Raw genomic sequence first — 11,946 nt, forward strand, 5'->3', positions numbered from 1 at the left:
CCTTTATTTTACTGTTTTGGCACTTAGATTTGGCGAAAGCTCTGGTGATACTGTGACTGGTTTTTCATAGGGAGAGATAACCCAATCCCTACCTGCTGTAATCCCTAAATATTCGCTATCATTTGGATCTGTAATCTCTTTTTGAGGATATTTCCTAAACCACCAATATTTTGCAAGTATAAAATATAGTAGTGCACCTACAGCAAATCCTACTAATGAAGAATATGTCGGTAACAGATTTGCTACAATTCCACCAATTATCCAAGAAATTAGACCGGCAAGATTGAATCCATTCATATATTTGTATTGCCCAGTTGTTTCATAAAGATCACTCACATTTAAGCGACGTTTACGAAGCAAATAGTAGTCGGCGAACATGATGCCTACTATCGCAGTTAAAATTCCGCCGATTATAAGTAATACAGAATTCAAAATGTCGAACAGACTCCAGGGTTGTGATAATGTTCCAATGACACCAGCGATAACAACCCCTACCCAGAAAGGTACTTTGGGTCCGCCAATATTAGAGAATATTGTTGCTGCTGGGATAACATTTGCTGAAGTATTTGTTGACCATTGCGCTAAAACAATCATCAATAAAAGAATGGCTAAGATAAATCCATTAGCAGATTGTTGTAATGCTGCAACTGGGTCACCAGATGAAACAGCCATATAACAAACTGCACCTATTACAATCATAAATGTATTAACAATAGGCATGACAATAAGAGATCCTATTAACTGCGTTTTATTGCGTTTGAACCAATTCTTTTCATGTTTAGGAGCTTTGAAGAATCGTGATAATGAAGGCATATCTGCTGCCAGTGTTGCCCAGAAACCCATATTTGCCATGACAACAATCATAAATGCTGTAAAAGTAGCCATGCCTGTTGTTGGTGATTCAACCCAAGTCCACACATTCTTTCCTGAAGCTGTTGCTTGATCCGCAAGTGTTACATACATCCAACAAGAAATTAGTATAATAATCGGTGCAGCTAAATCAGCAAAACGTTCAATAGATTTAATACCTAATGAAGTATTTAATAATTGGAATCCAGCAAAGAATAAAAAGCAAACAAACCAATTATCGAAATCAAATAGAATATTTAATATCCCGTTGATAGCAAGTGCACCAAAATAAGTATTAATACCAAACCAACAAGATGCCGTTATACCTCGAATCAGGGAAGGAAGATGCGTACCAATTGTTCCAAAAGGTGCTCGCATATAAACAGGGAAGGATAAGCCATGTTCAACTCCAATATCTCCGATCATTACCATAAAAACACCGATAGTCAAGGAACCAACTAATGTTGCCAGAATCAATATTGGCATAGATAGGTGAATAATCCCCGCAGCACCTATTGCAAAAGCAGCAAGTACAATGGCCATCCCAACCCAAATGACTGAAAAACCGAGAGCTCCAATATTTCGATCTTTATACGAAATAGGCAATAAATCTGGGGATTTCAAATAATCATTTCTTTGTGCCATAAACATACACTCCTAATTCAGAATATTCAATCTTTTTAAGATAAAACTACTTTTGAACAATCTCTGTCGCTTCAGTGAAATTTTGTAGTATTGCTTGACGTTGGTTCCAAGACATAATTGGTAGTGTATTTTCCACTTCTCTCATAGTTATTGCGCCTTCTTCAGGGCAAACGATCGAACATAAATTACACCCTACGCAATTTTCTTCAATTACTTTTAACTGTGAAAGTCCATTAGCATCATGATATAAATCAATTGCTTGATGAGATGTATCTTCACATGCAATATGACATTTGTTACAGTGAATGCATTTATTATTATCAATTTGTGCGACTACTTTATAGTTTAAGTTTAGATCTCCCCAGTTAGAGTATTTCGGAACGGATTTTCCAACTATATCCATTACAGATACGATACCTTTATCATCTAAGTAATTGTTCAATCCTTCAATCATGTCTTCTACAATACGGAAGCCATGATGCATCGCAGCAGTACAAACTTGAACACCTGTAGCACCCATTAACAAGAATTCAGTTGCATCTTGCCAATTTGAAATTCCACCTATTCCTGAAATTGGTACATTTATATAACTGTTTCTTGCACATTCAGCTACCATATTTAACGCAATTGGTTTAACAGCTGGTCCACAATAACCTCCATGTGCTCCTTTTCCAGCTACATGAGGAATCGTATTCCAAGTATCTAAGTCTACTCCAGCTAAACTATTAATTGTATTAATCATACTAATTGCATCTGCGCCACCATTAACAGCTGCTTCTGCTGTAACTGTAATATCCGTAATATTCGGAGTAAGCTTTACAATGACAGGTGTTTTTGCAACTTCTTTTACCCAATAGGTTTGTTTTTCAACAAGTTCAGGTACTTGTCCGGATGCAGCGCCCATTCCTCGTTCTGCCATACCATGTGGACAGCCAAAATTTAATTCCAAACCATCTACACCAACATCTTCTACACGTTTTACAATTTCGTGCCATCTTTCTTGCTTTGGTTCAACCATCAAGGACGCAATAATGGCATGATTCGGATAACGCTTCTTTGTTTCATAAATTTCTTTTAAATTTACTGCTAATGGACGATCCGTAATAAGTTCTATATTGTTAAAACCTGCAACCCTTTGCCCATTAAAACTTACAGCTGCAAACCTTGATGACACATTTAATATTGGATCACCTAACGTTTTCCAAACTGCTCCTCCCCATCCAGCCTCAAATGCACGCTGCACTTGGTAGCCTGAATTTGTAGGTGGTGCAGAAGCCAACCAAAATGGATTAGGTGATTTAATACCCGCTAAGTTGATTCGTAAATCAGCCATATAATCCCCCCTCTTAGTGTGAAGTAATTACAGATGCTTGCTGTAATGCTCGATGAAGTGCATAAGCACATTCTTTGCCTTGCTGGACAGCTGAAACGACTGTCGCTTCCCCATAGCCAGCGCCATATATCACATCTCCACATGCATAAATAACTGGATTGGATGTTCGGAGAGTGGAAGGTTCAACTGAAATTATGCCGTTATGATGTTCTAATTTCAGTTCATCAATCAACTCAAGATGACGCATTTGTCCGATTGCACGAATCACTATATCGGCTTCTATTTTAAAAGTAGAATTCTCAACTTCCAATAGCGTATCTTGATTGGCATAACAATCAATTAATTTCATTTGAACGCATTCTAGTGCAGCTACTTTCCCCTCATCGTCTCCAATAATTTTCTTTGGTATTGTTAGCCACTGAAATTCGACTCCCTCTTGCTTTGCAAATTCAAATTCAAAGGGATAAGCTGTCATTTCATTTTCAGTGCGGCGATATAAAATTTTAACGTTGGATGCTCCTAAACGAAGTGCACATGTTGCCGCATCGATTGCGGTATTCCCTGCACCAATTACAATAACTTTCTTACCAACTACACGCTTAGGTAATGGTTTTTGTTTAGTCGCTTTGACAAATTCAATTGCATCATAAACACCGTCTAACATTTCCCCTTCAATTTTTAACCACGGAACTTTACTCATACCAATCGCCATGATAATTCGATCATACGTTGCCAATAACTCATCGCTAGTAACATCAACTCCAACCTTCTTCCCTGTTAAAATTGTCGCACCTAATTGACGAACTTGTTCCACTTCCCACTGCACAACATCTTGTGGCAATCGGAATGATATAATTCCATATTGATTTAGTCCTCCAGCCTGTTTTTCAGCTTCAAAAATTGTTACACTATAACCCAATAGACACAATTCACGTGCAGCAGATAAACCTGCGGGGCCACTCCCAATAATAGCGATTTTCTTACCATTTGCTACTCCCGGTTTAAAGATTGATAAATTTCCTTCTTTTAGCCAATCAGTAGCATATCGTTGAAGCGCTCCAATTTTAATGGGCTTTTGATCTTTTTGTAATACACAAGCACCTTCACATAGCTCTTCAGTTGGACAAACCCTAGCACAACTTGCTCCCATCGGATTGGCCTCTAAAATTACTTTTGCAGATCCTCTCATATTAGAAGTAGCAATTTTTTTTATAAAACTAGGTACATTAATACTGGTTGGACATGCTTTCATACATGGTGCGTCATAGCAATATAAACATCGATTTGCCTCTTCAATCGCACTTCCTTTTGAAAATCCCAGAGATACTTCTTCAAAATTTCTATCTACTGCATCTTTGACCATTGAATCGCCTCCTACTTTAATTGGTAACGGCTTCTTTAAATTCTCCTTTTTTAACTTTTCGTTTAATATATTGCCCTCGTCCAAATTCTCCGACAAATTCTTTATCTTTTACAACGAATTCTCCACGACTTAAAACACTCACTGGTTCACCTTTTACAGTTAATCCTTCAAATGCACTGTAATCGACATTCATGTGATGCGTGTCAGCTGAGATAACTCGCTCCTTATTTGGATCGAACAAAACGATATCTGCATCAGAACCGACTGCAATTGTTCCTTTTTGTGGAAATAGCCCAAAAATCTTAGCTGCATTCGTTGAAATCATATCAACAAACTCATTAATTGTGATTTTTCCTTTTGCAACACCTTCTGAATAAAGGATACTAAAACGATCTTCAATAAAAGGTCCGCCATTTGGAATTTTTGAAAAGTCATCAATTCCTAAGCGCTTTTTCCCATTAAAATTAAACGAACATTGATCAGAACCAATTGTTTGAAGCTGTTTTGCTTTAAGTGCATTCCACAGAACTTGTTGATGTTCTTTTGGTCGTAATGGTGGTGACCATACATATTTGGCCCCTTCGAAATTCGGTTTTGCAAGAGCTGTTTGATCTAAGACTAAATATGGTGGACAAGTTTCTCCATAAACTTTGTATCCTTTTTTACGGGCAGAGATAATTTCATCTACTGCTTCTTTACATGTCACATGAACTACATATAGTTCTGCATCTGCAAGATGAGCTAATTCAATCGCACGTTTTGTTGCTTCACCTTCTAATTGCGGTGGACGAGTCAATGCATGGTAAATTGGTTCTGTGTGTCCTAATGCTTTCGCTTCCTCTACTAACTCATCGATTACTGAGCCATTTTCGCAATGTACCATGACAACGGCGCCCATTTCTTTCCCCACCTTAAAGGCTTGATATAAAGTGCGGTCTGTTGCCTGAAATTCTTTAGCATAAGCAAGAAAAACTTTAATAGAAGAAATCCCTTCCTGTTGTAATACTTGTGGTAATTCTGCCAATGTGTTTTCATTTAAATCTCCTATCATTAGATGGAAACCATAATCAATTACAGCTTTATTTTTTGCTTTTTCATGCCACTTTTCTACTGCATCTATTAGTTTTACTTCGCCAGCTGTTAAGCAAAAATCGAGAATAGTTGTTGTTCCACCAAACGCTGCGGCAATTGTTCCGGTTTTCCAATCATCATCTGTAACTGTATTATTAAATGGCATATCTAAATGCGTATGCGGATCTATTCCACCAGGAAATACATATTGTCCAGTGGCATCAATTATTTCAGCTTCAGTATCCATTAACTCTTTACCAATCTTCGAAATTTTACCATCTTCAATTAATACATCTGCTTGATAAGTTTCTGTTGCCGTCACAATTGTTCCACCAGTAACGATCTTTTTCATAATATTCCTTCTTTCTCTAAAGTAATTGATTCGTTTTTTACTAGTTTTTGCTGAAGAGTAAGTACTGTTTGAAGCATGATATTTGCTCCTTTTAAGCAATCCTCAAAACTTGTAAGTTCCTCTTCACAATGACTTTTCCCGTTCACACTTGGTACAAATATCATTGCTGAAGGAATATAACTTGCTATAAATTGCGCATCATGACCTGCTCCACTGAACATTCGATGGGATGAATATCGGTATTTCTGACATGCATCTTCGATGATTTGGCAAATACTACCGTCAAATACTACCGTATCTCTACTCCATAGCTTTTCAAAAGAAAGATGGCAACCTACAATTTCAGACGGTAACTGGTGAATCATTTCTTCCACCATTGAAATTTTCGCTGGATCTTGGTGTCTAGCTTCTAAAGTGAAAATTACTTTGTTAGGAATGACCGTATGAATATTTGGTGTAACATTTACTCGCCCTATTGTATAAACTAATTCTTCATCTACTTTACTTAGTTGTTGTCGTAACATTGTCATCACATCAGTTGCTACAAATAAAGGATCTTTTCTCATTGACATAGGTGTTGTACCCGCATGGTCTGATTCACCTTTAATAGTAAATTCGTAGCACACCATGCCTAGTACTCCTTCCACTACCCCTATATCAATTTCTTTACTCTCAAGTACAGGACCTTGTTCAATATGAAGTTCTAAATAGGCAATTGCCTCTTTCAATCGATTTTTTTGTTCTCCTTTATAACCACTTTGTTCTAATGCATCTACAAATGAAATCCCGTTTTTATCTTTTGAATATAGCATTTTCTCTTTAAAAAATTTACCTGCAAGTACACCAGAGCTCATCATTGCTGGATCGAATCTAGCGCCCTCTTCATTGGTAAAATTCACAATAACAATTGGTGCATCCAATTCAACATTATCATCACGCAATGTTCTGACTACTTCAAGTGCAGTCAAAACACCTAATACACCATCAAATCGACCTCCCTTTTCAACAGAGTCTAAATGCGATCCCATAACAATAGGTGGAAGATCTTTTTTTCCGGGTAATGTTGCATAAATGTTTGCCATGTCATCAAAAGTGACATCCATCCCAAGTTCTTTACAACATTCACAAAAATATTTTCTTGCAGCAAGATCTTCAGGAGATAAGGATAACCTTGTTACACCGCCATTTTTGGTTTGACCAAATTTACTAAATGTTCGAATTGTATGTTCTAAACGTATTCCATCACATAAACGCATCAAATTACCTCCCTCTGTTATGTTATTTTTTATAACATCTACTAACAATTTCAATTTTAATGTATTATAATTTTATGGTATATAGTCAATTCACTAAAAAAATTTGTGCAGATGCACAGATAGATTGAATAGGTTTTACTTTTCTACAATAGAAAATACAGAGGGGGCTCTATATGATTACATTCCATCATCTTTTAGAATCACCACTTTTTCAAATGCTGACATTAAAAGGAGGTAAAGAAGGATTAAATCATGAGATTTCGGGAATTAACTTGATTGAAAGTGTAGACATTTCGAAATTTTGTCGTACAAATGAAATCATTGTTTCTACAGGAATCCATTTAAATGGAGATACAGAGGCACTTTTAGAACTTATCATAGAGCTTGTCAATAAACGAACAGCAGGACTAATTATTAATATCGGGCCTTACATACCAAAAGTACCTGATGAAGCAATTACACTTGCAAATGAATTCCATTTTCCAATTTTCCAAATGGAATGGCGTTATCGAATTGCAGATTTACTAAAAGTAACATTTCAGTTTTTAAACACGCATCAAGATAGAAAAATAGAGCATGAAGATCTTATGCGTCAAATATTATTCACAGAATTTCAAGATACCTCTCTCGATCAAGCCCTAGAACAAGTTGGTTTTACTAAAGAAGATGAAATGAGCATCATCTTATGTTCACCATACTCAAAAGAAATAGATTTACGTCCTTATATGAATACCATTCAACAAGAATTTTCCGTTCGTTATAAGCTTTTTTTACGACTCGTTGATCAACATCACCTTATCTATTTGATAAGTCGCACACATGTATTGACACCTAATATTCCTTTTTCCAAAACAGTTAATGCAATCTATGAAAAGTTAATGGAAACTTTCAATAACGTTCCTTTATCTATTGGGATGGGGAACTTTTATAGAGAGGCAAAGCATCTGAAAAAAAGTTTAGAAGAAGCTCGAACAGTGACCAAGCTATCTCAACAGCACGGTAATCCTAACTTATATAAATATAAAGAAATCGGTGCCTATAAAATAATAATGGGTGTTGAAAATAAACAGCTAATTCAAAGATTTCATCGAGACATGCTTGGATCTTTAGAGAAATATGATCAAATTCATCATACAAATCTAAAAAGCTTTTTACGTATTTTTATAGAAGAGGATGGTAGTACATCGAAAATCAGTCAAAGAGAATTTATACATCGTAATACGGTTCTCTATAAAATAAAAAAAATCGAATCTTTGCTTGATACAGATCTAAATTCACCTTTTGCTAAAACAAATTTATCTATAGCATTTATGATTGAGGATATTTTATCAGTATAATATTATTATGCATTTGCACAACAATATTTGTCTGAATATTCATTGTTTTGTATTTATCCAATTGTTATGCTCTTAATGTTAGATTAAATAACATCAAATATATTGGAGTGATTATATTGGAAAAATATTCAACAGAAACGATTCAAAAAAATCATCAACAATATGTCTTAACATCTTGGTCAAAGCAATCTGGATTACTTCCAAAAGTAATGTCAAAAGCACATGGTGTTTATTTTTGGGATGAACAGGATAAACGTTATTTTGATATGAGTTCACAACTTGTTTATACCAATGTAGGGCACCAACATCCTAAATTACTTGAAGCATTTAAACATATTGGTGACATTCCTCTTTCAGCCCCTGGATTTGCAAGTGCATCTAAATCTGCATTAGCTCGTAAAATAACTGAATATGCACCAAGTAATATGAAGAAAGTCTTTTTTACATGTGGTGGCGCGGAATCGAATGAGCACGCCATTAAAATGGCACGTATGGTAACTGGACGATATAAAATTTTCTCTCGTTACCGTTCTTACCATGGTGCTACATTTGGTGCTGGTAATTTAACGGGAGAAAACAGACGATTATCAGTTGAACCTGGAATTCCTGGTTTTGTAAAATTTGATATTCCTTATTTATACCGAGAAGTGATTGATTTCAATAATGAGGAACAAGCTACTGAATTTTATTTAAAACGACTACGTCAACAAATTCTATATGAGGGACCAAATACAATTGCGGCAGTTTTTATAGAACCTATTCCAGGTAGTAACGGTGTTATTATTCCACCTAAAGGTTATTTAGAAGGTATTCGTGCACTATGTGATGAATTCGGTATTTTAATGGTTTGCGATGAAGTCATGTCTGGTTTTGGACGGACAGGCAAAATGTTTGCCGTTGACCATTATGATTTTGAACCAGATATGATTACTTTTGCTAAGGGAGTAACATCTGGCTATGCACCACTAGGTGGCGTTATTGTTAGTAATCAAGTAGCATCATACTTTGATGATCATGTACTGATGACTGGTTTAACGTATAGTGGCCATACGATGTGTACACAAATTGGACTCGAAACGCTAAAAATTTATGAAAAAGAAAAAATTATAGAAAATACAAGTCACGTTGGGCAAACATTAGCACAACGATTGGATCAATTAATGTGCTATTCTATAGTTGGACAAGTAAGACATATAGGTTTATTTGCAGCAGTAGAACTTGTAAAAGATAAGAAGACTCGAGAACCTTTAATTCAGTATGGCCTAGACTATGGACAAGATCCTGTACGATTAATGAATAAATTTGTATCCATGTTACTAGAAAAAGGGTTTTACACTTATTCTCATGAATCGAGTGTCATCATCGCACCACCACTTGTCATTAAGGAAGATGAGTTAAACGAAGCAATGGATTTATTTGAGGCAGTTATACAGGAATTTGAAAAAGAAGTAACTGGAATTGAACATTCAACGATTCTTCCAGTTAAATAAGGAGGAATTTGATGGAAAACTTCTATTATGAACAACCTGTACCAATTGACTTTGGTGTAGGTAAAATAAAGGAACTACCTTCTATTTTAGAAAAATTTAAAGCCCAAAACATATTACTTATAAGTGCTCCATCCATGGTTCGAAATGGCATGGCTCAAAAGATTATGGATGCTGCAAAAGGTAAAATTAAAGCCATTTTTTCTGATATTCAACCGAATCCAACTGTACAAAATACAGATCAATGCGTGAAAGTATTACGTGAACACAATTGTGATTTTGCTGTTGCACTCGGTGGCGGAAGTATTTTAGACTGTGCAAAAGTTGCTTGTTTCGTTGCATCAACTACAAATATGACAGAAGTCTATTTTACCAAACAACAACTTATTTCTCAAAAAGGTATTCCGTTCATTGCTATCCCAACTACTTCTGGAACAGCAAGCGAAATCACAAACGTTTCCGTTCTAACAGATACCGTTCATGATATAAAAGCACCACTTGCAAGTGATTTTTTATATCCTATTTATGCTTTAATTGATCCTACTTTGACAGTAAGCTGTCCTCAAAAAGTAACTGCTTCAAGTGGTTTAGATGTAATTGCTCATTCCCTAGAAGCTTTTTATGGAAAGAAACACCAACCCTATACCGACATGGCTGCAGAGTATGCTGCTAAGTTAGCTTTTGAAAATTTATTAATAGCCTACCACGAACCAGATAACTTGGAAGCACGTACTAAAATGAGCTTAGCCTCGGTAACTGCTGGTATGGCATTTAACCTAACACAAACAGCTGCTGCACATGCTTGTTCCTATCCACTAACACAAAATTTTGGCGTTCCACATGGCGAAGCTTGCGCATTAACTTTACCAATTTTTTGGATTCTTAATAGCACTGGCCCTGAAGGGAAACGACTTGAAGAATTCAGTCGTCGACTAGGCTTTGAAGATGCCAAAGACTTAGCCAATCGTATTGATGAAATGAAAAAAGAAATGCGTATGCGTATGACAATTGAAGAAGCTGGTGTAACAACTTCAGAAGACTTAGAGCTTCTTGTAGCGAATAGCTTTGCACCTAATATGAAAAATAACCCAGTAGAAATTACTCCAGATTTACTAGAAAAACTATATAAATCTATTTCTAGTATACATTCTTAAAAGTCCAAACCCGATTTTTCTTATCAATGAAAAATTGGGTTTTTTTTTATGTAAAATCAATTTCATTATACTAAATTTTTTTGCCCTGTTAATTTACAAATCGAAGAATTGCGGTTTTATAAAATTTATAAGATATTTAATTTCCTGGGTAATACTCTGATTATTCCGATTCATTATGTTCTAATTTATTTTTCTACTATCTGATTGCTCTATTTAAGAGAGTTAGAGGTAATGTTATCCATAAGAAACTTTTTAAAATAGCACCCGTCACTAATAACATGTTAGAATATAATTATATGAATATATTGGAAGGAGGAAGGTTTTCAATCATTAAGCCGCAAATCTATGAAAAAGACTTTACTAGTAACACTTTTTACAACGATATTATTTGCTACCTCTGTTTTTATCATTATTCAACAATTATCTGAAACTGCTAAAGGACCATCAGAAAAATACATAGAAGATCAAAGTGTGGAAAGCTTTATCGGCTCCATTGCTGAAAATGCACGAGATATTGCTTCTAAACACGATCTGTATGCTTCTGTTATGATTGCTCAGGCAGTATTAGAGAGCAATGGAGGAACAAGCGACCTCGGCTCACCACCTAATAATAACCTTTTCGGTATCAAAGGTTCATATAAAAACCAGTCTGTAACATTCCAAACTTCAGAAGATAACGGCACTGGGAAAATGCATCAAATCTATGCCAAATTTAGAAAATATCCGAATTATAGAGCTTCATTAGAAGATTATGCTGAATTACTTCAAAAAGGCGTATCTTGGAATACAAAATATTATCAAAAAACATTTAAAAGTAAAACAAAATCATATAAAGAAGCAACAAAATACTTAACAGGCACATACGCTACTGATACAAACTATCATCAAAAATTAAATACCATAATCAAACAATACCATTTAACGGAATACGATCATCCAGCTAAAGCCAAGAAACAAGTGGTCGTTAAAAGTGGTGAAACACTTCACTCTCTATCAAACAAATACGGGGTATCCGTTACCTCCATAAAACAATGGAATCGATTAAATAAAAATGCCGTAGAGAATGGCCAAAGACTTTTAATTTATCAATAACGTAAAA

The 11,946-nt window shown here is 35.4% G+C and carries 9 protein-coding genes; 4 read left to right on the forward strand and 5 right to left on the reverse strand.

Annotated elements, in window-relative coordinates; all coding sequences use genetic code 11:
* Window positions 1-3 precede the first annotated feature (3 nt).
* The 5 genes from CEF14_RS07630 to CEF14_RS07650 are packed head-to-tail and all read right to left on the reverse strand — an operon-like array spanning window position 4 to window position 6,869.
* The gene (locus CEF14_RS07630; RefSeq protein WP_102692305.1) at window positions 4-1,494 is read right to left on the reverse strand and encodes an NCS1 family transporter; all 1,491 of its coding nucleotides are present in this window, start codon (window positions 1,492-1,494) and stop codon (window positions 4-6) included.
* Between the two features lie 46 nt (window positions 1,495-1,540).
* Window positions 1,541-2,827 carry an NAD-dependent dihydropyrimidine dehydrogenase subunit PreA gene (gene preA / locus CEF14_RS07635; protein WP_102692306.1) on the reverse strand — a complete coding sequence of 429 codons (1,287 nt, stop codon included), beginning with the start codon at window positions 2,825-2,827 and terminating at the stop codon, window positions 1,541-1,543.
* A gap of 13 nt (window positions 2,828-2,840) precedes the next feature.
* On the reverse strand, window positions 2,841-4,190 hold the full coding sequence (locus CEF14_RS07640) for an NAD(P)-dependent oxidoreductase (RefSeq protein WP_102692307.1): 1,350 nt from the start codon (window positions 4,188-4,190) through the stop codon (window positions 2,841-2,843).
* A gap of 16 nt (window positions 4,191-4,206) precedes the next feature.
* The gene (hydA, locus tag CEF14_RS07645) at window positions 4,207-5,613 is read right to left on the reverse strand and encodes a dihydropyrimidinase (protein WP_102692308.1); all 1,407 of its coding nucleotides are present in this window, start codon (window positions 5,611-5,613) and stop codon (window positions 4,207-4,209) included.
* Window positions 5,610-6,869 (reverse strand): Zn-dependent hydrolase, encoded by a 1,260-nt coding sequence (locus CEF14_RS07650; protein ID WP_102692309.1) that lies wholly within the window; start codon window positions 6,867-6,869, stop codon window positions 5,610-5,612. The genes hydA and CEF14_RS07650 overlap by 4 nt, the downstream gene beginning before the upstream one ends.
* A gap of 173 nt (window positions 6,870-7,042) precedes the next feature.
* Between CEF14_RS07650 and CEF14_RS07655 the strand changes: the two genes are divergently transcribed.
* The 4 genes from CEF14_RS07655 (at window position 7,043) to CEF14_RS07670 (ending at window position 11,939) form a co-directional block, all read left to right on the forward strand.
* Complete coding sequence (locus tag CEF14_RS07655; RefSeq protein WP_102692310.1) at window positions 7,043-8,206, forward strand: PucR family transcriptional regulator; 1,164 nt, start codon at window positions 7,043-7,045, stop codon at window positions 8,204-8,206.
* A gap of 116 nt (window positions 8,207-8,322) precedes the next feature.
* Window positions 8,323-9,696: an aminotransferase class III-fold pyridoxal phosphate-dependent enzyme gene (locus CEF14_RS07660; protein ID WP_211284575.1), complete on the forward strand. Its 1,374-nt coding sequence runs from the start codon at window positions 8,323-8,325 to the stop codon at window positions 9,694-9,696.
* A gap of 11 nt (window positions 9,697-9,707) precedes the next feature.
* On the forward strand, window positions 9,708-10,847 hold the full coding sequence (locus CEF14_RS07665) for an iron-containing alcohol dehydrogenase family protein (protein WP_102692311.1): 1,140 nt from the start codon (window positions 9,708-9,710) through the stop codon (window positions 10,845-10,847).
* Window positions 10,848-11,192: 345 nt separating this feature from the next.
* Complete coding sequence (locus CEF14_RS07670) at window positions 11,193-11,939, forward strand: glucosaminidase domain-containing protein (RefSeq protein ID WP_102692312.1); 747 nt, start codon at window positions 11,193-11,195, stop codon at window positions 11,937-11,939.
* Window positions 11,940-11,946 lie beyond the last annotated feature (7 nt).

The organism is Rummeliibacillus pycnus, from assembly GCF_002884495.1.
Lineage (GTDB): Bacteria > Bacillota > Bacilli > Bacillales_A > Planococcaceae > Rummeliibacillus > Rummeliibacillus pycnus.

Bases quoted from the DNA above. Each gene is read 5' to 3' on its own strand.
- CEF14_RS07630 (WP_102692305.1), bottom strand. From the start codon at position 1,494: ATGGCACAAAGAAATGATTATTTGAAATCCCCAGATTTATTGCCTATT.
- preA (WP_102692306.1), bottom strand. From the start codon at position 2,827: ATGGCTGATTTACGAATCAACTTAGCGGGTATTAAATCACCTAATCCA.
- CEF14_RS07640 (WP_102692307.1), bottom strand. From the start codon at position 4,190: ATGGTCAAAGATGCAGTAGATAGAAATTTTGAAGAAGTATCTCTGGGA.
- hydA (WP_102692308.1), bottom strand. From the start codon at position 5,613: ATGAAAAAGATCGTTACTGGTGGAACAATTGTGACGGCAACAGAAACT.
- CEF14_RS07650 (WP_102692309.1), bottom strand. From the start codon at position 6,869: ATGCGTTTATGTGATGGAATACGTTTAGAACATACAATTCGAACATTT.
- CEF14_RS07655 (WP_102692310.1), top strand. From the start codon at position 7,043: ATGATTACATTCCATCATCTTTTAGAATCACCACTTTTTCAAATGCTG.
- CEF14_RS07665 (WP_102692311.1), top strand. From the start codon at position 9,708: ATGGAAAACTTCTATTATGAACAACCTGTACCAATTGACTTTGGTGTA.
- CEF14_RS07670 (WP_102692312.1), top strand. From the start codon at position 11,193: ATGAAAAAGACTTTACTAGTAACACTTTTTACAACGATATTATTTGCT.